This is a genomic window from Paraburkholderia fungorum, assembly GCF_003610895.1.
Taxonomy (GTDB): domain Bacteria; phylum Pseudomonadota; class Gammaproteobacteria; order Burkholderiales; family Burkholderiaceae; genus Paraburkholderia; species Paraburkholderia fungorum_B.
This window is the reverse complement of record NZ_MCAS01000001.1, coordinates 230,432-253,716: the sequence shown is the minus strand read 5'-3', so window position 1 is coordinate 253,716 and position 23,285 is coordinate 230,432. Positions and strand designations below refer to the sequence as shown.

The window sequence follows — 23,285 nt, the reverse complement described above, 5'->3', positions numbered from 1 at the left end:
TGCTGACCGATGGGAGAACTCACTTGCTAGCGACATCGAATTATCGCGTTGCCGGAATGGGCAACAAAGTGCCGGGGGCAACACTTGTCTTCTGGGCGATCAAGATCATGGCGACCACCGTTGGAGAAACCGGCGCGGATTATCTGGCTGTGCACGTGGGGCTCGGTACCGCGCTCACCGGCGCGATGATGCTCACATTGTTGATTGCCGCCCTGACTGGGCAGCTTCGCATGCGCAAGTATGAACCGTGGATTTATTGGTTGACGGTGGTGCTGGTCAGTGTGGTCGGCACGCAGATTACCGATGCACTGACCGACAAGCTCGGCGTCGGTCTGCAATACAGCACGATCGCATTTTCTCTCGCGCTGGCCGTGGTGTTCGCACTCTGGTATCGCAGCGAGCGGACCCTGTCGATTCATACCATCTACACGACGCGCCGGGAGCTTTTCTACTGGGCTACCGTGCTGTTCACGTTCGCGCTGGGCACCGCAGCCGGCGATCTCGCGACAGAGGCCCTGGGGCTCGGCTTCATGTTGGGCGCCGTGGTATTCGGCTCGTTGATCGCGCTGGTGTGTGTCGCGTTTTACGTCGGTGCGAATCCGGTGCTGACTTTCTGGCTTGCCTACATTCTGACGCGGCCTCTCGGCGCCGCGTTCGGTGACCTGCTTTCTCAGTCCCGTGCCTATGGCGGTGTTGGCCTCGGCACGATCAATACGAGCGTTCTATTCCTGAGTGCCATCGTCGTGCTGGTGATCTTCGCGAGTGTCGTCGAAAAGCGGTCTGTCAATGCTGTTGCAGTACGCGAATCGTGAGCGCGTTTCGCTCGATACGTAGTTCATTTTCAATCGTCTATTGGGTTAAACAGAAGAGAACAATCATGAATCAACGCACTCTCAACAAAGCCGTCATCGCTTCTTTCATCGCTATCTCGGCGATCAGTTTTGGACATCGCGAAGGGGGCGGGATCGGCCTTTCGTCGGCAGAGGCGGCAGAAGCCGTCAAGGTGTCGAAACTCGGCGATCTGTCCTCGTTCCGCAAGATCGTCGCTGACACGGCAACACTGGTCGACAAAGGCAATCTCGCGGGTGGCAAGGCACGCATCAAGGACCTGGAATTCGCGTGGGACGATGCCGAGCCTTCGCTGAAGCCTCGTGCCGCGGCTGACTGGCACCTCGTCGACAAGGCAATCGACCGCGCGCTGAGCGCGTTGCGCGCCAGTACGCCAAATGCAGCGGAGTGCAAGCAGTCGCTCACCGATCTGCTGGCTGTGATGGATCGAATGAACGGCAGGAGCTGACGCGCCGCAGGGCGCGCGCGCTCACAGAAGCGATCCGTGATACCGCGGATCGCTTCTGAATCGATAGGGTATGTAAAGCAGTGTTTGCCGCTAATTCAGCACGTTGACAACGCCCGATCGCACAACGGGAGACGTTCATTCACCAGATCTAGAACGCCCGTTTTTTTCCATGTCATATACCGAAGATAACAAGTCTGCTGTGGTGGAAAAGTTGCAGGAAGCCTGTGCCATTTTTCTTTTGTTTGCTGCACCCAGAGTATCGCGTTGAGGATCTCGCGATCGCTGCGACGAGGACGTCCGCGACCGGGCGAAGTCGTGGGAAAGAGACTCTGAACTCGCGCCCAATCGGCGTCGGTGAGGGGGATCTGAAGCATCGGCCGCCTTGAATGACTGTGTGAGGAATGCGCAGTCGTTGCATGCTGCGTTTGTGCCGATACTAGTAAATCTTTTTTTATCGGTCAAATTTTATTGCTGCAGTGCGAGAGTCTGAATTTTACCGATCGTTAATCGCATCGTTATTCATGATGCATGTCTCGATCTCTCGTTGTGGAGCAATGCTCGTGTGGTAATCGACACGTTCAATACTCCGCGTGACGCAGCGTAACGTCAATGCGGAACGCTACGTAACACGCGTACTCAAACAAACGTTTGGGGATGGGAATCACGCCTCGGCAGATTCAATCTGTATTGCCTTAAACCATTGACCCATAGGGTTTATCGGTCATGGCCGCCGTTAGATTGCGCAGCGAACGCAACACTTGGCACGACATGTGCGTGCGTTAGCCAGGTTAAAAAATTGCGCCTCTGCCATGCTAACGCTCGACTATGAACAACCCGTCTCGCTTGCAACTACATTCGGCGCGCGTAACGCCTGCGTCGAGCAGACCGATTGGGACGACTCGCGCGACGATCCTGTGGCGCTGAGCGAACTCGAAAGCCGCGTCCAGCAAGGTCTGCGCGCGGGAGAATTTCATCTCGTGTTTCAAGGCGCTTATCGCGTGGCAGGCGGCGCGCTGGCGCGCCTCGAAGCGCAGGTGAGATGGACGCATCCCGACTATGGGCTGCTGCTTCCCGGCATTTTCATGATGCCCCTCGAGCACCCGCAGGTCGCGCAGGAGATGAGCTTGTTCGTTATCGACGGCGTGTGCCGTGAGTTGCGCGACTGCCTCGCTTCGAAGATGGCGCCGTTGCCGGTCGCGATCACGGTGCCGGCGCAGGTGGCCATGAGCGAATCGTTTGCCGACGACCTCACGCGTATCGCGCGCTCATATGGCGTGCCGGCCAATCTGCTCGAAATCGACGTGCCCGACAGCGCGGATGCCGCACGTCTGTTGTCTTTGCGCACCCTGACGGCCGGACTGCGGTCCGCAGGCGCCGCCATTTCAGTGGGCAGGTGGGGCAACGGCGCGTCGTCACTCGCGCTACTCGGCGCACTCGACGTGGACACGGTGACGATCGCGCCTGAATTGATGGCCACGGTTCCGCGTGATCCGCGTGCCTGTGCGGTGCTGTCGGCGTTACTGGATCTGCTTCACGCGCTCGATGTGCGGGTCGTGGTGAACGGCGTCGAGACCCAGGCGCAGTTGCAATGGTTGAGCGCGTGGCCGCAAGCGTTGGCGCAAGGCTTCCTGTTCGCCCGCCCGAAAGCCGGGCTGGCCACGCTGCTGGAGCTCAACCGCGAATCATGAACAGCACGCGAGACGTTACGTAACGTCCCGAGTGCAATAGCGCAGCGGCGAACACCCGTTGCCCGCGGAAAAGTGGACGCCGGGCGGCGCTATCGTCTGCCTCCATGCGTAACTGGCTGTGGGCGGTCGTGAGCGGTTGAGAGCGGTAAAAATTGCAGTCACCATTCTTATTCATGTGAAGAATGGTGCACTGCAGAAAATGCACTCCAACGCATTTGTAGAATAAACGTCTTATTTAAACGCGCGGCCGATTCTGGCGAACAAGCCGTTCTTTTCGATCCATTCTGCGTAAGCCCGGTAGTCGGGATCGTTCATCAAATGCCGCTCCTCGGTTTTGGCGCGCGCGAAATACAGCAGATTCACGGCCGTCAGCGCAGCGCAGTGCGTGAGCGCGACTTGCCAGCCCAACGGTTCGATGAACGGCACCGAGACCATCCAGAACGAGAGATTCTTCGTGATGTAGGCGGGATGCTTCGTGAAGCGATAGGGGCCCGAGGTGATGATGCCGCGATTGGTCAGGTTCGAAAACCGCAAGCCGAACGCAACGGTAGAAAGCGCGTAGCAGAAGACCAGGGCGATAATCGCGCTGCCCCAGACGATTCGGACAATCGGCACGGATATCAGCCAGTTGTCCCAGAACATCGCGCCCTGGTAGTGAATGTACTGACCCGAGATCAGCGACCAGAACGGCTGATAACAGACGAGTGCAACCAGCCAGCCGAGCGTGGTGGGCTCCGCGCTGCGCACGTGAGTATCGAGAATGCGCAGCGTGCACAGATAGCCTACCGTGCCGAACATCAGGTCCATCGTGAAGGACAGGTCGTACATGAACCTGAACGTCGCGAGCGAGAACGGCGCGTTCATGGCGCTCGCAAGCGATGCGCCGATGTGGTCCGCATCGGTGGAAAGGTAGGTGATCATCAGCGGCAGGAAGAACGCTTTCACCATCCAGCCTGCCAGCATTTCCCGCACGGGCTTCCAGTTGCCCGGGCGCTGCCCGAGAAACACGAGACGGCCCCACAACATGTAGGCGTCGTCGACTTCGCGCTGGCGTCTGTCCATCCACGCAAAGTAAAACGGCGCGGCCACGATCAGATACGGTGCGAGCGTACGGATCAGCGACCAGAAGGGGTTGTAGAACGTGCCGTGATATTCGGGCAACAGCCAGTAGAGCAGACCGATGCCGACATACACGGAAGCGAGCGCGGCAAGACGCAACGCCACGCGCGCGATACTGAGCCGCCGAACCGCCTGGCCGGCAAGTCCGGCGCTTGGGCGCAAATACGCACGCGCGACAAACAGTTCGTATAGGGCGATCGTTGCGATGATCGCGAGACATGCGGCAGTGCTGCGCGCTGCGCCGTCCAGCGTGGTGTTGTCGCGCAGGAGCCAGAGCGTCAACAGGCCGATGGTGATGCCAAGCAGACCTACGGAAAACGGCGTCGCCGAACGCGGCCGCTGTTCTTCCACGTGCGCTACGTTATCCAGAGTGGAGTTCATGTCATCCTCGTATTCATGACATAGAGAGCGGCCGGGCTTTTGATTTTGTAAGTCCCGGCCGCTGTGCCGAGTTGCCGCTTACTGCGGCTTATTTGGCGGGTGCGCCGCCGAGCAATCCGGTGACAAGATTCGTCACCGGCGCCAGCAGATTCGCGTTGCCCGTCGAACCGCTACCCGTACTGCCAGTGCCGCCGGTCAGGCCGCTCACGACACCCGTGACCGGTGCGAGCGGCGAGGTCTTGCCGGCTGCGCCGCCCAGTGTCGAAGTCAGCGTCGAGGTCAGCGTCGTGACAAGGCCGGTGACCGGTGCAAGCGGACCGCCGGCGCTTGACGTACCGCCGAGCGAACCCAGGCTGCCGAGAAGTCCGGTGACCGGTGCAAGCGGACCGCCGGTGCCGGAGGTGCCGCCAAGCGAACCCAGGCCGCCGAGCAGTCCGGTGACTGGCGCGAGCGGGTTGCCGCTGCTGCCGCCGGTCCCGCCGAGCGAACCGAGGTTGCCGATCAGGCCGGTCAGCGGCGGAATGCCGATGCCGCCGCTACCTGTTCCACCAAGTCCGCCCAGTCCGCCGAGCGGCCCGAGCAGGCCGGCGATCGGCGCCAACGGATTGGTCGTCGCACCCGTCAGCAGCCCGCCCGTGCTCGTGACCGTTTTGCCCAACTGGCTTACGATGCCGCCGACATCTTTGCCGATCTGATCGCCGGTTGCGCCCGACACTTTCTGGCCGGCCGAATCGAGTCCGTTGCCGATGGTGCTCAGCAAGCCGTTGAGCGGCGCGCCGAGACCTGTGGCGTTGCCGATGGTCTGCGTCGTATTCGAAACCACCAGCGTGATCGGATTGATGACCGTGCTCAGTTGGGTTTCGAGCTGCTGAACCGGTGCGCTGGTCAGTGCCGAGTTCAGTCCGGCGCCAACTTTGACAACGCCGTTGCCGACACCGCCTACAACCGCGCCGAGAGTCGACGTAACAGGGGCGAGCGGCGCGAGCGGCCCGGTTCCGAGGCTCGTCACCACACCGCCGACGGCAGTGACGGCCGCGCCTGTATTGCTAACGAGACCCGATGCGGAGGTCAGGGTCGGGCCAAGCGGATTGGTCGAACTGCCCAGCGTGCCGAGGCCTGCGGCCGTGCCGTTGCCGAGCACCTTGACGCCGTTGCCGAGATCGGTGATTGCGGCGCCGAGACTCGAAGTCGTTGCACCGTTGACGCCAGGGATTGAGGTGCCGGTGATCTTGGACCCGGTATCGGCGACGGTCGTACCCACGGCCGTGATGAGGTTGCCGCCTTGGGTGACGACATTGCCGATCGGGGTGGAGGAGGTGCCTGACGTACCCGAGCTGCTGGTGCCGGAGCTGCTGGTGCCGGAGCTGCTCGTACCGGAACTGCTCGTACCGGAACTGCTGGTGCCGGAGCTGCTGGTGCCGGAGCTGCTCGTACCCGAGCTGCTGGTGCCGGAACTGCTTGTACCGGAACTGCTGGTGCCGGAACTGCTGGTGCCGGAGCTGCTGGTGCCCGAGCTGCTTGTGCCGGAGCTGCTTGTGCCCGAGCTGCTGGTGCCGGAGCTGCTGGTGCCGGAGCTGCTGGTGCCCGAGCTGCTTGTACCTGAGCTGCTTGTGCCCGAGCTGCTTGTACCCGAGCTGCTTGTACCTGAGCTGCTTGTGCCCGAGCTGCTTGTGCCCGAGCTGCTTGTGCCCGAGCTGCTTGTACCCGAGCTGCTTGTGCCAGAGCTGCTTGTGCCAGAGCTGCTTGTGCCAGAGCTGCTCGTACCGGAGCTGCTTGTACCCGAACTGCTGGTACCGGAGCTGCTCGTGCCAGAGCTACTTGTACCCGAACTGCTGGATCCCGACGAGCCGCCGGAGCTGGACCCGGAGGAGCCGCCCGAACTTGATCCCGACGAGCCGCCCGAAGTGCCGCCCGAGCTGGACCCCGACGTGCCCCCCAGTCCTCCGCCACCAAGCCCGGTGCCGGGGGAAGTAATGGTCGATCCACAACCGTAGAGCGCGAGTAATGTTGATGTCGCGACAGCGATGACTGTCCGACCGGCGAATTTTTGCATGATGTCCCCGTAGAAAAACTATTGGTGGGGGTATCACTGCAAATTGCACGCCAAATGTGAGTTATCGCGTCATCTCTGCGATTCGGCGCATATATGCCGGAGGAAATTTAAATCTGAAGAACTAATCGCGGCGCAAACGCGTTTTTAACTGGAACGCATGCGCCGTGTTCCACCTGCATGCTACGTAACGTGTCCTGTTTGCGTAACGACGCGGAGCCGCCGCCAAACACCACGCACGGCGACTCCTGCTCCAGGCAACGCGCTACGCCGACGATTAAAACGCGGCGGTGTAAATCGCCAGCGCATCGGCCTCGGTAACAGGGTGGGGGTTGTTCACCAGAAGCCGTGTTTGCAACATGGCGTCGCTCGCCATCCGCTCGAGCCCGCTACGTTCTATGCCGACATCGCGCAACCGGGCCGGGATCGCGGTCGCGGCGATCATCTGCTCGAGCCGTTCGATCAACGCTTGCGTCTTGCTTTCGGCGCTGCCCGTCAACCCCGGCACGACCACGTCCGCGAGCTCGGCGTACAAATGCGCCGCAGCCTGAGCGTTGAACCGCAACACGTGCGGCAGCACGAGCGCGTTCGAAAGACCGTGCGGGACGTGATAAATGCCGCCGATCGGATACGCGAGCGCATGCACCGCGGCCACCGGCGAATTGGCGAACGCCTGACCGGCGAACGCCGCGCCGAGCAACATCGCTTCGCGCGCCGCGCGATTCTGGCCGTTTTCGCAGGCGGGCAACAGATTGCGCGACAGCAGCTCGAGCGCCTTCACCGCCAGCATGTCCGACACCGGGTTCTTCAAATGCGCGGACGTGTACGCCTCGATCGCGTGAACCATCGCGTCGATGCCGGTGGCCGCCGTTGCGGCAACCGGCAGTCCGAGCGTGAGTTCCGCGTCGAGAATGGCCAGATCGGCGACCAGTTGCGGCGCGACCACGCCCATCTTCTTCGCCTCGCCCACCGTCACGATCGACACGGCCGTGACTTCCGAGCCGGTGCCCGCGGTGGTCGGCATCTGTACGAGCGGCAAGCGCGACACAGTGATCCTGTTTACGCCATACATCTCGCTGAGCGGCTGCTCCTGCTGCGGAGCCAGCACGGCGATCAGCTTGGCCACGTCCATCGACGAACCGCCGCCGAGCCCCAGCACGATCTCCGCGCCAGCCTCGCGTGCGCGCGACGTTGCTTCGAGCACGATGTGCTCGGGCGGATCGGCGATCACGTCGTCGATCACGGTGGCGTTCCAGCCGTGCGCCGCGAGATCGGCGAGCGCCGGATTCAGCAGCCCACTCTTGTGAAGAAAACCGTCCGTCACCACGCACAGGCGCGTGAGCGACGGAAATTGCGCGCGCAGCAAAGCGCCGAGACGGCGTGCCGCGCCGAATTCGAGGACCATGGTCGGCACGGTTTGAAACCGGAATGCGTTCATCATGCTGCGTCTCCAGGCACCATATGGCTCGTGACTTCACGCCGTTCGAGCAGCGGAATGATCGTACCGAAGCCAAGGCGCTGGAAGTGCGGCGTCTCGCGATGCACGGCGAGGCCATCGGCTTCGCTGTACTGCTCGAGAATCACGAAGTGATCGGGATCGACCGGCGAACGGAAGAATTCGTAGTAGAGATTCTTCGGCTCCGCGCGGGTTGCCACCGCGAGTTCCGTGAGGGGCTGCACAATCGCATCGCCGTTGCCGGGTTTGGCGAAAAAATGCGCGATTACCTGCAGGTAAGCATTAGCCATCGATAACTCCAACTAGATGGGATGTTCAACGTTCAGGATCCAGATTCCACAATTCGCTGTCGCTGGTGGAGACCGCGACCGCGCCTTTCTTCAACGCATCGAACACGTCGCCCTTGTTGCAGACGAAGCCCGAGGCGACGATCGGCGGCAAAGCCTTGCGGTCTTGCGCGGACAGATGCGAGAGCATGGGCGCCGGCATCAGTTGTACCAGATTCGGATCGCTTTGCTCCAATGCCTTCACGCTGCGCGGCCAGGTCGAGCGGTCCGTCACGAACACTTTCTGCATCGTGACGAGACCGGCCCGATTGCCGCGCTGGATAGTCGCCACCCGGGTCGAGACGAGGCTGGTGACGCCGATGTCCGCCAGATACTCCACGCCGCCTTTATCTTGCGAGAGCCCGTCGCAGCTGTCGATGTTGACGATGACATACTTGCCGGCTTTCGTCAGGGCCGCGACCACCGGGTGCAGTTTGCGCAATTCGACATTCGCGACGATCGAGATTTCAGCGGCGCTTTTCAGAAAGATGTCGATCTGCTCGATGCCGAACAGCGTTGCAATGACCGGGTGGCGCGTGAGGCGCGCCCCAAGTGACTTATCCATGTGATTACTGCTTCGCGTCTTGAGCTTGCTCGTCAGTCAGGCCAAGCTTGCCGGGATTGAGAATGTTCTTCGGGTCGAGCGTGCGCTTGACTGCCTGCAGAACCGGGAATGCGCTACCGAGCGATTCGCTCATATACGGCGCGCGCAACAGGCCGACGCCGTGATGGTGGCTCAACGCTGCATTGTATTTGATGAGCACCGCGTTGGCGGCGTCCCATGCGGCGCGATACCACTTCGCGCGATGCTCGACTTCGACCTCGCCGCGCAACGAGAAGTACAGACACGCCCCGTCCACATACGCATGCGACTGGTGCGCCGAACCGGCCAGCGTGCCGGGGACCGCGTTGATGGCGGCCACCACGTCGGCATAGATACCCGGCAGGTCCTTCCACGGGCCGACCATTTCCAGCGTATCGGCCACAAAGCCCGGGCTGCGTTTGAAACCTTCCGCGCTCTTGCCGGTAAGGTAGCGCGTGTCGAGCCACTTCTCGAAGATGACCTTGTCGTCCAGTTTCCCGCCCAGTTCCTGGCAGACGCGTTCGCTGATCGTCAGCACGGCTTCGACCATTTCGCGCGGACCTTCGTCGGCGATCAGCAGTACGTTCGATTCCGGCAGCCCGAATTGCACGCCGCTTTCGAGTTCGTCATAGAGGCGCAGGGCGGCCGGATTCGCGCCTTGCTGCATGATCTGGCGGCATGCTTCGAGTCCGATCGCGAAGGTCTGGAAGCCATAGGCAATCGCGCGGCCGTAATCCGGCAGGCGATGCAACTTCAGACGCACGCGCACGATCACGCCGAGTGTGCCTTCGGAGCCGATGAAAAGCTGCTGCAGATCGGGACCGACCGCCGCGCGCGAATAGCCGCCCACGCTGATCAGACTGCCGTCAGCGAGCACCACGTCCATGCCGAACACCATGTCTTCGATCTTGCCGTAGCGTGTCGAGAGCTGGCCCGCGCCACGGCAGGCCACCCATCCGCCGACCGTGCTGATCGCATACGACGACGGCCAATGGCCCATCGTCATACCGTAGTCGCGCTGAATGGTTTCCTCGAAGATGTCGCCGAACATGCCGGCTTCGACTTCGACGATCTGGCTCTCGCGATCGAAGCCGACGAGGCGATTCAGTTCACACACGTCCAGCACGATGCCGCCGCGCACGGGCAGCGCCGCACCGGTCACGTTGCTGCGCCCCGCCGACACCGTCACCGGAAGCGAAGCGGCATGGGCGATACGCATGACCGCCTGAATCTGTTCGACCTTCGAGACGCGGACGATGACCGCGTGCGGCGTGGCCGGTTTGCCGGCGGTTTCCGTCACCATCGAGGCGGCCCACCAGTCGCGCGTCCATGCGACGACGTCGGAGGCAAGCGTGAGCACTTCGTCGGCTACCTCGCGCAGTGCGCCGATGTGCTGTTCGCTGACCTCGACCGGGTCGCGTTGCAGACCGGCTTCGCCCGTCGATTCCTTGATGATGTCCTTGAGCGTGGCGGCGTAAGCCGGCGGGGTGTGCGCGCCGACGATATAGTTGCCACGGTTATAGCCACGCTTGATTGCTTCCTTGCTGATCATTCGGTTTCTCCCATAAGAACAGACTTTTCGTGTTCGACGGCGGCGACGTAGTCGCTCACCTGCTTTGCGACGAGCGCATCGGACAAGCCGAGCTCCGTCTGTAAAATTTCGCCCACCCGCGCGGCGGCGCGTGCCGATGCATCGCGCGCCATCAGGCGCGCGCGGATGCGGCGCGACAGCACGTCGTCCACGTTGCCGGCGAGTTCGTGTCTGACGGCGTAGAGCACTTCCGCCTCGGTGTACGGCAAGCCTTCGACGATCGGCTTCAGCAAGCTCGAATCGCGCTCGAGAATGTCGGTGACGAAACGCGCTTCCGTGCCGTAGCGTTCACCCAGTTGCGCGGACAAGCCGCCCGAGGCGACGATCGCTTGCGCGTCGTAGCCCGCCGCACCGAGCAGATACGCCGACTTCGTGCGGCATTTCGCGCGTTTGCCGATAACTTTCTGCGCGGCGTCGATGGTCTGTTCGGCCATGTGCCGCGAGGTCGTGAGCTTGCCGCCGACGATGGTGACGAGTCCGTCCGGCGCGGTATGAATCTCATGATTGCGCTTCATTTCCAGCGTCTTTCCGCCGGGCGGCCCGACCAGCGGCCGGCAGCCGGCGATGCTGCCCACTACGTCTTCGGCCTGCAGGTCGGTCTTCAATGCCGAGCGTGCGCCTTCGATCAGGAAGTCCAGTTCCTGGCGCGTGCAGCAGACGTCGTCGAGATTGCCTTGATAGTCTTCGTCGGTAGTGCCGAGATAGGACACGTTGCCCCAGCGCGTGATCGTCGCGCGTCGGCTGCGGCCCGGCACGGGAATCGTCACCGTGCAGTCGTTGCGAATCTTCAGCCACGGAATCGCGACGTGGACCCCCTTCGCGGGGCGGATCTGCAAGGCAGCCGGATCGTCTTTCTTGCGGCCGTTCCAGTCGCGCAGCCAGACGCCGGTGGCCATCACCACCACGCCGCCGCGCACGCGAATCTCGCGGTCGTCCGCATGCACGATCACGCCGTCGACACTGCCGTGTCCGTCGCGCGTGATCTCGACGACCTTCGCGTGATTGACGACGGCCGCGCCATGGAACGCCGCCGTGCGCGCGAGATTCAACGTAAGGCGTGCGTCGTCTACGCGCGCGTCGAAATACATGAAGCCGCCGGTGAGGTTCTCTTCGTTGAAGGTGGGGCAGTGCGACAGCACTTCCGCCTTGCTGAGCTTCTGATGCAGGATGCCTTCGCGCCAGCCGCCCGCGATGTCATAGGTCCACAGAAGACTCTCGAATGCTTTGGCGAGCCGCTTGTCGAACACGCCGTCCTTCTCCATGACGGGAAACAGGAACGGCAGGCGTTGCACCAGGTGCCGTGCGTTTCTGCGCAGACGCTGCCGTTCCAGCAACGAGTGACGCACCAGCCCAAGATTGCCTTGCTCGATATAACGCAGGCCGCCGTGCACCATCTTCGATGACTTCGACGACGTGCCCGAGGCGAAATCGCTCTTTTCCAGCAGGGCCACACGATAGCCACGCAAGCTCGCGTCGAGTGCGGCATAGGCGCCGGTTACGCCGCCGCCCACGATCACGATGTCGAAGGTTTCACTGCCGAGGCGGTCGAGCTGCTCGCCGCGCACCATGCGCAGGGGCTCGGTGCCGGTCATGTCGGCGCGTTCTTTCGAGGCCTTTCTGGATGGAATAAACAACATGTGTATCAGTCCCCACAACCATTATCAAATGCACGGGCATGGGCGAGTTCGGCCTCGACCCTTGCCTGCCAGGAGGCGCGCCGCTTTGCGCGCGCGCCTGAATCCGCTGACGGCTCGAACACCGCGTCGGTGACGGCGGTGGCGCGCGCCTGCTGCAGCGAATTCCACAGCAGGCCCGACGAGCCCGCGAGAAACGCGGCGCCGCGCAGGCTTGCGCGATCGCTTTCATGCATGCGCCGCACCGGCATGCCGCTCAGATCGGCCTGAATCTGCAATAGCACGTCGCTGCCCGACAGACCGCCGCCGACCACCAGTTCGGAGGCTTCGACGTCGGCGATCGCCTGGTTTGCGTCGATGCACAGCGCGACCGAATGCGCGATGCCTTCGAGAATCGCGTAGGCGATTTCCGCTTGCGTCGTGGCGATGGAAATGCCGCTGAGCGAGGCGCGCGCCTTGGGCTGCAATTGCGGCACGCGCAAACCGGTCAAGGCGGGCAGGAAGGTCACGCCGCGCGCCGAGTTAACCGTCGCGGCGAGGGTGCTGATCTGCGCGGGATTGTCGAACCAGTGCAATTTCTCGCAGATCCAGTTCAGCGCCGAGCCGGTGGTCGCAACGAAGGTTTCGAGCGAATAGTGCGAGACGTTGTGCTGGCGGCGCGCGGTCATCGTCAGCGTGCCGTCGTGCGAAGTGTCTGTAACCGGCGGGACCTGCGTGCCCACCAGCAGATCGACGAAGCTGCCGGTACCGTGCACGCACATCGATTGGCCACGATCGAGGCAACCGAGCCCTACGGCGCCCGCGAGCTGATCGCCGGCGCAAGCGAGAATCGGCACGTCGATGCCGAGCAGTTCGGCGCGCGTGCGGCCGAATTCATCGGCGTCCTGACGAAGCTCCGGCAGGAGCGATTGCGGGAAGCCAAGCGCGTCGATCCAGTCGAGGCAATAGCGGTGCTCGGCAAGCAGATACGCGCTCGCCGAGGTCGCGTTGGTCGGCGTCGTCACGCACACGCGTTCGTTCGACAGATGCCAGAGCAGCCACGTGTCGATCGTGCCGAACGCGAGGCGGCGCTCGCGCTGAGCGAGGATCACGGAGGGCGTCTTCTGCAGGTGATGGGCTGCCCACAGGTACGGCGAGCGTACGCCGGCAGGGCGCCCCACGCGTTCTATCAGCGTGCTGTCCCACTTCGCGGCCAGTTGGTCCAGTTCGCTTGCGTGGCGCGTGTCCTGCCAGACCATCGCGGGCACCAGCGCGCGGCCGGTGTGGGTGTCCCACAGCACGGCGGTGGCACGTTGCGTTGCAATGGCCAATGCGACCACGTTCAGCTGCTCGTTCGCCGCGAGTGCCAGCGTCGCGCGACACACCGCGATGGTTTTCTCGAGGATGGCGTTGGCGTCCTGCTCGACGACGCCCGGTCGCGGGCTGTCGACGCTGAGCGGCAGGTACGCCAGACAGGAGACCTGCCCGTCGGCGTCGACGACTGCCGCGCGCGTGCCGGACGTCCCCTCGTCGATTGCGAGAATAACGTTTCGATTGCTGATCATGGCTGGGATTTCTCGATTGCCGGGGTCATGAATACGGATGCGTCCTTGGTATCGCCTTTGAATTGCGGCGCATCGGGTTCGTTGTCGGGGGTGACGGTGGTGCGCGTCGGGTCCCACTTGATGACGAAGCAGATCACGCTCGCCACCAGGGGAACGATCGCCAGAATCAGGAAGGTCCTGTCGAGGCCGTAGTGCTCACGGAACAGCGGAAACACCAGCAGGCCCAGCGCGGCGCCGATCGAACCTAATGCGCCGATCACGCCATTGGCACCCGCGCGAATCTCACTGCGAAACGACAACGAAGACAGGCTCTTGCCGTTTGCGCCAGGTCCCGAAGAGTGAAACAGAATGAATAGTGAGGGCACGATGACCGCGAGCCACAGCGGCATTTTCGAGCCGAACAGGCCGAGTACCAGCAGCATCACGAACACCGCGGCGAAGCCGAATGCGGATGCGCGCCGCAAGCCGAATCGTTTGCCGATGACCGGCGACATGAAACCGCCGAAGATGCCGAACACGTTGAAGAGCAATGCGCCGAGTGTGGCGTAGACGAAATCCTTGCCGAACAGGGCCGCGCTGATCAACGGCAGATACCAGCCAATCGCGAAGTACTGAATCGACTGGCCGACCTGAACGGTGGCGGCGAGCAGCGTGCGTGGCAGATAGATGCCGCGAAAGATCAGGGCGACGTTGGCGAGCCCGCGTGTGGCCTGATTCAGCACTGGCACGCGTTCTTCGAGAGGCGCGGCGCGGAAGGTGCGCCCGTAGATGCGGCTCATCGCGGCGGCGGCGTCCACGAGACGTTCCTTGCGCGCCAGCCAGATCGGACTCTCGACCAGAAACACCAGTTGCAGCACGAGGATCGCGGCGCCGAACAAGGCCGTTGCCGCTACCGAATAACGCCAGATCGAATCGCCCACGTGCCACGATTGAAAGAGCAGGGCGAGCAGCAGGTTGGAGCAGACGGCGGTGTACCACATGCCCTGCCAGGCATTCAGGCGGCTCTTCAGCTTGACGGGCGTGAACTCGGCGAGCATCGCCATGGCAATCGCGAAGTCGATTCCATATGCCATGCCGACAAAGAAACGGCCTGCCAGAATGACTTCGAAGCCAGGTGCGAATACGACCAGCACGGCGCCGATCACCGCGAGCAGTTTGGCGAGAACCAAAGGACGGATACGCCCCCAGCGATCGGCCATCCAGCCGCCGATCGGGTTAAAGGCGATGGCAACCCAGGACGCAAACGAGGTCATGAGCGCGATTTGAGGCGCGCCGAGATGGAGATCTCGCGTCATGGGCCCGAGGCCCGCGCTCAAAGCGGAATTGGAGAATGCGTCTAGAAACAGGCCACCGAGCGCGAGCCACCAGATAACGCCGGCTCTACCGGGAATGCCTGAACATGAATCGATGAATGAAATAACATCGTCAATGCCACGAATCTTAATCGCGATCGTCTGCACAATCGGTCTCCTTTAGTTTTTCTGTAAGAGGCCGGTGCTGTTCGCGGAGCAAATCGCGAGTGCGTATTCGGATGCGTTCCGTTTACGCGCAAGAGACCATCTTACAGATAGTCTCTTATCTAGATCTGCAGGCAGACTTTATGATGTGGTGGGGAAAGTGTCAAGAGTTGTGATGAGGGAATTGTTTGTTGGTCTGTTCTTGTTCTTGGCTTTTTCTTTGGTTTTTTCTTGTTTTCTTATTGGTCGGTTTTGTTTGTGAGTCCACGGCGTTGGCCTTTCCTTGCTGTGTTCGTGGTCTATTAGTGTTGCCCCTGTGCGGGGCGGCACTTACTTTCTTTGCCGCCGCAAAGAAAGATAAGCAAAGAAAGCGGCTCACCCCGCCAGCTCATAAGCGGGTCCCCCGCGCAGTCACGGTAGTGGTGCATCTGGAATCTGTGCTCTCGCACATTCCGCTCTGGTGACAAGGCCGTCATACTTCCGGCGGCGCTGCGCGCGCCGAAGCGCACTTCCTTTGCGCCGATTGTTCGGGTTGCGAAGTATTGTCGTGATTTAAGTAAATGCGCCCGGATGGGCTCGGGCCGCCCGCGGGCCGCCTTGTGCGGCCCGTTCTTGTTGGTGTTTTAGCGCGAGTCGCAGTGGGCGACTTGTTGGGGCGGGGCGGTTTCTACATTTCTTAAGTGCCGCGATGCGCTGCCTGAAATCACGAAACTGAGCGCCGCGAGCACCCATACGCCAACGCCACCATATAACATCACCCAGCCGAAGCCGTCGATCAATGCCGCGTGAATTGCCGCTCCCGTGGGATCGATTTGCGCTAACGCCGGTATTCCCGCTCTGACCGCTTCCACATCGCCCGCGGCAATTTTCTCGGCGAGTCGTGCAAGCAGCCCGGCGTCGATCGTCGCGGGGAGTCTCGCCTTCAGGTGGAACAGGATGCCGGCTATCAGGATCGCCCCCATCAACGCAATGTTGATCGCGAGCGTAATCATCCGTGCACTCATGTCAATACCGGATGCCATGCCCGCTCGCTCCGCAGGAACCGCACCAGTTGTCGTGTTGGTGACCGGCGTATTGGTCAGGCCGAGACCGGCGCCGGCGAGTATGCAGCCAGGCAACATCGTCAGTGCGTCCGGATGCGCGACGCTGCTGCCGTACTTCATCAACATGAAACCAAGGCCGATGACGAAGAGGCCACCAGGAATCGCGATTCCCGAGCCATAGCGCAATATGAGGCGTTCGCCAAGCGGGGGAAACAGCAGCGTCGGCAGCGTGTACGCAAGCAACGCCAACCCCGCAGTCATGCTGTCGTAGCCAAGTCCGATCTGGAAGTAGATCGGTATGTAAATCATGAAGGGCCAGAAACTGAAGTTCATGCCCGCGGAGCCCATCAAGGCACCTGAAAACTGCGGAATCCTGAATACTGAAAAATCGAACATCGGACGTGCGCTGAATCGCTCCGCGTACAGGAATGCCACGAAAGCAAGCACCGTCGCCACGATAATGAATATCGCGCGAGGGCTCGTGAAGCCGAGGCCGGGGCCCTGCGTGATGAAGTACACCAGACCGAAAACCGCCAGCGACAGTGTGGCGATGCCGGCCACGTCGAGCGTATGCGCATGCGGATCGCGCGACTCCTGCACGCCGCCGAAAACCAGCGCCAGGGTCACGATGGCGAGCAACGCATGCACCCAGAAGACCCATTGCCAGCCCGATACCGCCACGATCATGCCGCCAATGATCGGCCCAAAACCCAGCCCGATGCCGAGAATGATGCCCCACGCGCTGAACGCCCTGGCGCGCTCGGGGCCCTCGTTGAACTGGTGCGAGAGCACGGCGACCTGGCATATCAACATCGCGCCGCCACTCGCGCCTTGCAGCAGGCGCCCGACAATCAGTGTCGGCACGCTCTGCGCGAGGCCGCAAATTAGCGAAGTCAGGCCAAACAGCGCAATACCAATGACGAAAATCCGCCGGCGGCCGAAGCGGTCCGCGAGCGTGCCGGTCGCCATCAGTACCGTGGTTACCGCAAGCGTGTACGCGTTCATGATCCATTGCATACCCTTGAAGTCGCCGTGCAGCACACGCTCCAGGGTAGGCAGGATCACCGGCACGCTCGAAATTTCAAGGCCGAACATCAGTGAAGCAAGACACACGGCGCCCAGCGCCAGGGTGTTCTTGCGGATGGAAAAGCGGGTTGCCGTTTGCGCCGGTTCGCTGGACATAGGAATTCACCTCGATAGTCGATGGCCTTGGCCACCAGAGAGTGTGTAATATAGAAGGGAATTCCTGTCCCTATTGACGCTGTTTAGTCCCGTGAATGTGTCTTATGGGGAACCAATAAGGTGAGGGTATGAGCGACATTCTTGATGGCGTGACGACGTTCGTGCGTGTCGTCGAAACCGGCAGTTTTGCTTTGGCGGCAGAGCGCATGAACCTGACGCGTTCGGCGGTCGGCAAGGTGATCGTGCGGCTCGAAAAGCGCCTCGGCGTGCGCCTGCTCAATCGCACCACGCGCAGCCAGAGTCTCACCGAAGACGGACAAGCGTATTACGACCGCTGCGTACGTGCATTGGCCGAACTCGAGGCGGCCGAAGCCGATCTGGATTCAGGGCGGCGCGAACCTAAAGGGCGTCTGCGGGTCAGCGTGCCACAGGCCTTCGGCCATCACTGCGCGGCGCCGGTTCTGCTCGAACTCGCGCGCAGGCATCCGCAACTGAAGGTCGATATTTCGATCAGCGACCGCTTCGTGGACGTGGTGGAGGAGGGCTTCGATCTGGTCGTGCGGATTGGTCCGCTGCCCGATAGCGCGAGTCTTGCGGCGCGCCGGCTAGGCGTGCAATACGCGAGCATCGGCGCGGCGCCTTCCTATCTCGCGCAACGCGGCAAGCCCCGTAACGTGGACGAGTTGCGCGGACACGCGATCATCGCCTATATGTGCGCGGGTGTGATTCAACCGTGGGACGTGGTGGATGTCGACGGGCAAATCCGCCGTGCGCAAGTCGAGCCGCAGCTCGGCTTTGACGACATGCAGGGAATCGTGGACGCTGCGATTGCAGGCTTTGGTCTGGCGTGGCTGCCGTGCTGGTTGCTGACCCGCTATGTGCAAACGGGCCAACTGGTCGCGGTCATGGAGAACTGTTTCCGGCCTCAGCAGGACATCCACGTGGTGTGGCCGAAGAGCCGCTATCTGCCCTTGAAAACGCGCTATGCGATCGATGCGCTGGTGGCCGGGATTCCCGCCATGGTCAGGGCACCCGGCGAGGGCGCCCTGATCTGCACATAGTGCCTAGAACTGCATCGTCGCGCTTGCCACGGCCGTGCGCGTCGGCGAAGGCGAGACAAAGGAGCCCCACGCCGTGGTCCAGTAGCGGCGGTTGAACATGTTGTTGATCCCCGCGCGCAACGTCACGTCCTTGCCGGCGATCTTCGTCTCATACCGGCCGCTCAGATCGAAGGTGGTGTAGGCCGGCACGAACTGCGTATTGGCCGCGTCGACCGCCTGATTGCCGACATACTTGCCGCCGAACGCCAGCGTCAGCGGACGCAGATAAGACGGGTTGTACTCCACGCGGCCCGTGAACGTGAAGCGCGGTGCGCCATAAATGCGCTTGCCCTCGATGCTCGGGTCGTCGATATCGACGGCCTTCGTATCGAGCCACATCATGCCGCCCATCACGCGCCATTCGCTCGTCAACGCGAGCCAGCCGCTCGCGTCGATGCCGGTGTAGCGCTTGGTGCCGTCCTGCACGAACATGTTGGCCGTATTCGTGTAGTTGTAGCCCTGGTCGACGCGGAACAGCGCGAGGTTGGCGCCCCACCTGGCATGATCCGTCTTGAAGCCGATTTCGTACTGCTTGCTTCTCAACGGGCCGTATGTGGCCGGGTAGTTGAGGTTGGTGTTCGACGCGGCGCCGCCCTGTTCGAGTGACTGGACATAGCTCGCATACACCGTCGAATACGGGTCGGTTTTGAACATCAGCGCGAAGGTCGGCGTGACCGGATTCGCGCTGTACTGCGATGTGACGGCGCTCGACGGATCGTACTGATGCTGGCGGAATTGCGTGTACCGCACGCCGACCAGTGCCGACAGGCGCGAGGTGAATTGCATGGTATCGCTCGCGTACAACGCGGCCTGCGTGATGCGTTGTTGGCGATAGAGCTCCGAGCCGATGCTGACTTCGTCGTTGGTCAGCAAGGTGCTGCTGTACAGATTGCCGGTGCCGAGGAAATAGCCATTGTTCCAACCCGTGCTGTTGCTGTACTCGGCGGTTTGCGTCTGGTAGCTCGCGCCGGCCACGACGTCGTGCTTGATGCTGCCGGTGTTGAACTTGCCCTGCACCATCGCGTCGACGTTCTGATAGAAGTAGCGCGTCAGCGCCGCATAGAGCGTGTTCGAATAGTTACCCGCGGCGTCGTTGACGAACAGGAAGCTATCCGAGTTGGTGCGGTTCTCCTTGGCAAAGCGGTACTTCACGCTCGCATGCCAGTTCTCCGAGAGGCGGTAATCGAGGCCCGTGCCGAACGAGGCCATCTCGGTCTGGTAGTAATTCTGCGGCTGCGTCAGCGCATGGGTGACGGTGCTCGCGTCGGGAATCCCCAGACCGCTCGCGAAGCCCATGCCGAACAGCGTGCCGTTGGTTTTGCGCTTCTGATAGAAGGCGTCGACCGTCCAGGTCAGGTCCGGCGTGATGCGGAAATCCAGCGCGAGCGAGGCGACCTGGCGGCGAATATGGCCGTTCTGCTCGGCGGTATTGCCGTCCTCGTTGACGAGGTTCAGGCGATAGCCGAAACGGTTGTCGTTGCCGAAGCGGCCGCCCAGATCGATCGCCTCGGTGAATACGCCGGCCGACCGGTAGCCGACCGACACGCTGCGATACGGGTCGTCAGTCGGCCGTTTCAGCACGAAGTTGACGATGCCGCCCGGCGAGCCGAAGCCATACATGAAGCCGGACAGGCCCTTGAGCAATTCCACCTGCTCGAACGGTTCGAGCGGCAGGTCGGTGTCCCAGGACGGGAACGTCTGGCCGTCCACCTTGATGCTGTTCAGCGTGTCGATCGGCATGCCGCGCACCTGGAACATCGAGTTTTCGCCGAGCGCATTGTCGTTGCTGACCGACACGGCCGGGTCGTACTTGAACAGATCGTTCGAGGTTGTCGCGAACAGATCCTTGCCTTCCTCGCTCGTCACGGTGCGGGTCGAAAACGGCGTATCCACTGCCTTGCGCCTGCCCAGGGCGCCGGCGCCGACGGTGTCGGCCTGCTCCACGCTCGCGTCTTTCGTGGCCGAGACGCTCACGGCCGGCAGCGTGGCGGCGGCGTCGCTTGCCGCGGCCTGCGCCCATCCGGATGACGAAAGCGTGGACAACGACAGACCGACGCTGACGAACAGCCCCGCGCTGAGTAGAGACGGTGCACGGCGGTGGCCGCGCATCAACGTTGGCCGCGCGGGGCGGCTGACGACAAAGAGATTCTGCATATTGTTCGAGTTAGGCAGCGCGGCACCGTCGCGCACCAAAGATGTGCGAAACGGCATCGCTCGATGCGGATGGTGAGTAAACAGGTAGTTCAGGCTTCGATTTCGCACGAATGGTAATGCATCTGATTCGCATTAACAATATGCTTTCATCTCAGGTCATCTATAAGACATCTGTCTTAAGACATAGGGCAAATGGCTGTAAGCCTTATCTGGCGGGACTCGACCCCGTTCGCGGCGGTTCGGCAATATGTTTGTTTAGCAGCGAGTAGAGGAAAACACGCATATACTCACGGTCGAGCCGTAAAAAGTAGTGCCGTGGGTCGCGCTGCGTTTTTGCTGCTTCGTCGCAACTCGCGGGCTCAGCGCCACGAACGCTCTGTCTACCACTTCACCTAGCAAAGCATCAAAACATGTCCACATCGCCGAAGATCATCTACACCCTGACCGACGAAGCGCCTGCTCTGGCGACTTATTCGCTGCTGCCGATCGTCAAGGCGTTCACGCGCTCGTCCGACGTGATCGTTGAAACGCGCGATATCTCGCTTGCCGGCCGGATCATCGCTGCATTTCCGGACTACCTGACCGCGGAACAGAAGGGTTCCGACGATCTGGCGGAACTGGGTGGACTCACCACGCGTCCGGAAGCGAACATCGTCAAGCTGCCGAACATCAGCGCTTCGGTGCCGCAACTGAAGGCTGCGATTGCCGAACTGCGCGATCAGGGCTTCAAGCTGCCGTCCTATCCGGACGAAGCGAAGACCGACGAAGAGAAAGACGTCAAGGCCCGCTACGACAAGATCAAGGGCAGCGCCGTGAACCCGGTGCTGCGCGAAGGCAATTCGGATCGCCGCGCGCCGTTGTCGGTCAAGAATTACGCACGCAAGCATCCGCACAAGATGGGCAAGTGGAGCGCGGACTCGAAGTCGCACGTGGCGCACATGAGCGGCGGCGACTTCTACGGCAGCGAAAAATCGGCGCTGATCGCAGCAGCCGGCGCGGTGAAGATCGAACTGACCACCGCCGACGGCTCGACCAAAGTCCTGAAAGAAAAGACGGCCGTGCAAGCCGGCGAGATCATCGACGCTTCGGTGCTCTCCAGGAACGCGCTGCGCAGCTTCATCGAAGCGGAAATCGCCGACGCGAAGGCGAAGGGCGTGCTGTTTTCGGTGCACCTGAAGGCGACCATGATGAAGGTGTCGGATCCGATCATCTTCGGTCACGTGGTTTCGGTGTTCTACAAAGACGTGCTGACCAAGCACGCCGACGCGCTGGCGCAAGCGGGTTTCAACCCGAACAACGGTATCGGCGACCTGTACGCGCGCCTGAAGGACCTGCCGGAGCAAACGCGCGAAGCGATTGAAGCCGACATCAAGGCGCAGTACGCGCAACGCCCGCAACTGGCCATGGTCAACTCGGACAAGGGCATCACCAGCCTGCACGTGCCGAGCGACGTGATCGTCGACGCGTCCATGCCGGCCATGATTCGCGAGTCGGGCAAGATGTGGGGCGCGGACGGCGCGCTGCACGACGCCAAGGCTGTGATTCCGGACCGTTGCTACGCCGGCGTCTACCAGGCGGTGATTGAAGACTGCAAGAAGAACGGCGCCTTCGACCCGGTCACCATGGGCACGGTGCCGAACGTCGGCCTGATGGCGCAAGCCGCTGAAGAATACGGTTCACACGACAAGACGTTCCAGATTCCGGCGAGCGGTGTGGTTCGCGTGACCGACGCGGAAGGTAAGGTGCTGATCGAGCAACCGGTTGAAGCCGGCGACGTCTGGCGCATGTGCCAGACCAAAGACGCTCCGGTTCAGGACTGGGTCAAGCTCGCGGTGAACCGCGCCCGCGCCACCGGCACGCCGGCTATTTTCTGGCTGGACGCAGCGCGCGCGCACGACGCGCAGATCATCAAGAAGGTCGAGCAATACCTGAAGGACCACGACACCAACGGTCTGGATATCCGCGTGATGACGCCGGTTGAAGCAACGAAGTTCTCGATCGAACGCATCCGCGCCGGCAAGGACACGATTTCGGTTACCGGCAACGTGCTGCGCGACTACCTGACCGACCTGTTCCCGATCATGGAACTGGGCACCAGCGCGAAGATGCTGTCGATCGTTCCGCTGATGGCCGGCGGCGGCATGTTCGAAACCGGCGCGGGTGGTTCGGCGCCGAAGCACGTTCAGCAACTGGTTGAAGAAGGCTTCCTGCGTTGGGATTCGCTCGGCGAATTCCTCGCGTTGGCGGCTTCGCTCGAACACCTGAGCGGCGCGTATCACAACCCGAAGGCGCAGGTTCTGGCAAAGACGCTGGATCAGGCAACCGGCAAGTTCCTCGACAACGACAAGTCGCCGGCGCGCAAGATTGGCGGTATCGACAACCGCGGCAGCCACTTCTACCTGGCCATGTACTGGGCTGAAGCGCTTGCCGCGCAAACCGAAGATGCCGCGTTGCAGGCGCAGTTCGCCGGCGTGGCCAAGGCGATGGCCGACAACGAAGCGAAGATCATCGAGGAGCTGGGTGCGGCGCAAGGCAAGCCGGTGGATATCGGCGGTTACTACCGTCCGAATGTCGAACTGACGAGCAAGGCCATGCGCCCGAGCGCCACGCTGAACAAGATCGTGGACGCGCTCGCTTGAGGTTCTGATCGAGGTTCTGCATGCGGCGTTGCATGAGGTGC

16 protein-coding genes and 1 pseudogene are annotated in these 23,285 nt (G+C 61.9%); 5 read left to right on the top strand and 12 right to left on the bottom strand.

Annotated features, from left to right (window positions below):
- Nucleotides 1–56: 56 nt before the first annotated feature.
- Both BCY88_RS01035 and BCY88_RS01030 read left to right on the top strand, forming a co-directional pair.
- A complete protein-coding gene (locus tag BCY88_RS01035; protein ID WP_120342412.1) occupies nucleotides 57–812 on the top strand; it encodes a COG4705 family protein in 756 nt (251 codons plus the stop codon).
- Between the two features lie 65 nt (nucleotides 813–877).
- A complete protein-coding gene (locus BCY88_RS01030) occupies nucleotides 878–1,297 on the top strand; it encodes a histidine kinase (RefSeq protein ID WP_183081234.1) in 420 nt (139 codons plus the stop codon).
- A 95-nt stretch (nucleotides 1,298–1,392) separates the two neighbouring features.
- On the opposite strand, the gene BCY88_RS01025 is transcribed toward BCY88_RS01030, so the two are convergent.
- Complete coding sequence (locus BCY88_RS01025) at nucleotides 1,393–1,671, bottom strand: transposase (protein ID WP_120342411.1); 279 nt, start codon at nucleotides 1,669–1,671, stop codon at nucleotides 1,393–1,395.
- 435 nt (nucleotides 1,672–2,106) lie between these two features.
- Here BCY88_RS01025 and BCY88_RS01020 point away from each other — a divergent pair, with 435 nt between their 5' ends.
- Nucleotides 2,107–2,985, top strand: coding sequence for an EAL domain-containing protein (locus tag BCY88_RS01020; RefSeq protein ID WP_120342410.1), 879 nt, complete (start codon nucleotides 2,107–2,109; stop codon nucleotides 2,983–2,985).
- A 231-nt stretch (nucleotides 2,986–3,216) separates the two neighbouring features.
- On the opposite strand, the gene BCY88_RS01015 is transcribed toward BCY88_RS01020, so the two are convergent.
- The 10 genes and pseudogenes from BCY88_RS01015 to BCY88_RS00965 all read right to left on the bottom strand — a co-directional run bounded on the left by BCY88_RS01015 (nucleotide 3,217) and on the right by BCY88_RS00965 (nucleotide 17,351).
- Nucleotides 3,217–4,485 (bottom strand): isoprenylcysteine carboxylmethyltransferase family protein, encoded by a 1,269-nt coding sequence (locus tag BCY88_RS01015; RefSeq protein ID WP_120342409.1) that lies wholly within the window; start codon nucleotides 4,483–4,485, stop codon nucleotides 3,217–3,219.
- 88 nt (nucleotides 4,486–4,573) lie between these two features.
- A pseudogene (locus BCY88_RS40775) lies at nucleotides 4,574–6,022 on the bottom strand (collagen-like triple helix repeat-containing protein); the annotation flags it as partial.
- Between the two features lie 790 nt (nucleotides 6,023–6,812).
- Nucleotides 6,813–7,973, bottom strand: coding sequence for an iron-containing alcohol dehydrogenase (locus BCY88_RS01005; RefSeq protein ID WP_120342759.1), 1,161 nt, complete (start codon nucleotides 7,971–7,973; stop codon nucleotides 6,813–6,815).
- The gene (locus BCY88_RS01000; protein WP_120342407.1) at nucleotides 7,973–8,281 is read right to left on the bottom strand and encodes a putative quinol monooxygenase; all 309 of its coding nucleotides are present in this window, start codon (nucleotides 8,279–8,281) and stop codon (nucleotides 7,973–7,975) included. Before BCY88_RS01000 ends, BCY88_RS01005 begins: the two co-directional genes overlap by 1 nt.
- Before the next feature lie 25 nt (nucleotides 8,282–8,306).
- Nucleotides 8,307–8,882, bottom strand: a complete 576-nt coding sequence (locus BCY88_RS00995) for a glycerol-3-phosphate responsive antiterminator (protein WP_120342406.1) — start codon at nucleotides 8,880–8,882, stop codon at nucleotides 8,307–8,309.
- Nucleotides 8,883–8,886: 4 nt separating this feature from the next.
- Nucleotides 8,887–10,452, bottom strand: a complete 1,566-nt coding sequence (locus BCY88_RS00990) for an FAD-binding oxidoreductase (RefSeq protein WP_120342405.1) — start codon at nucleotides 10,450–10,452, stop codon at nucleotides 8,887–8,889.
- Nucleotides 10,449–12,128: a glycerol-3-phosphate dehydrogenase/oxidase gene (locus BCY88_RS00985; protein WP_120342404.1), complete on the bottom strand. Its 1,680-nt coding sequence runs from the start codon at nucleotides 12,126–12,128 to the stop codon at nucleotides 10,449–10,451. Before BCY88_RS00985 ends, BCY88_RS00990 begins: the two co-directional genes overlap by 4 nt.
- Nucleotides 12,129–12,133: 5 nt before the next feature.
- Complete coding sequence (locus BCY88_RS00980) at nucleotides 12,134–13,669, bottom strand: FGGY family carbohydrate kinase (RefSeq protein WP_120342403.1); 1,536 nt, start codon at nucleotides 13,667–13,669, stop codon at nucleotides 12,134–12,136.
- A complete protein-coding gene (locus BCY88_RS00975; protein ID WP_120342402.1) occupies nucleotides 13,666–15,129 on the bottom strand; it encodes an MFS transporter in 1,464 nt (487 codons plus the stop codon). The genes BCY88_RS00980 and BCY88_RS00975 overlap by 4 nt, the downstream gene beginning before the upstream one ends.
- Nucleotides 15,130–15,749: 620 nt before the next feature.
- On the bottom strand, nucleotides 15,750–17,351 hold the full coding sequence (locus BCY88_RS00965; protein WP_120342401.1) for an MFS transporter: 1,602 nt from the start codon (nucleotides 17,349–17,351) through the stop codon (nucleotides 15,750–15,752).
- Between the two features lie 128 nt (nucleotides 17,352–17,479).
- Between BCY88_RS00965 and BCY88_RS00960 the strand changes: the two genes are divergently transcribed.
- Nucleotides 17,480–18,412 carry a LysR family transcriptional regulator gene (locus tag BCY88_RS00960; RefSeq protein WP_120342400.1) on the top strand — a complete coding sequence of 311 codons (933 nt, stop codon included), beginning with the start codon at nucleotides 17,480–17,482 and terminating at the stop codon, nucleotides 18,410–18,412.
- 3 nt (nucleotides 18,413–18,415) lie between these two features.
- Here BCY88_RS00960 and BCY88_RS00955 read toward each other — a convergent pair whose 3' ends face one another.
- Complete coding sequence (locus BCY88_RS00955; protein WP_120342758.1) at nucleotides 18,416–20,605, bottom strand: TonB-dependent siderophore receptor; 2,190 nt, start codon at nucleotides 20,603–20,605, stop codon at nucleotides 18,416–18,418.
- Between the two features lie 410 nt (nucleotides 20,606–21,015).
- Here BCY88_RS00955 and BCY88_RS00950 point away from each other — a divergent pair, with 410 nt between their 5' ends.
- On the top strand, nucleotides 21,016–23,244 hold the full coding sequence (locus tag BCY88_RS00950; RefSeq protein WP_120342399.1) for an NADP-dependent isocitrate dehydrogenase: 2,229 nt from the start codon (nucleotides 21,016–21,018) through the stop codon (nucleotides 23,242–23,244).
- Nucleotides 23,245–23,285: the final 41 nt, after the last annotated feature.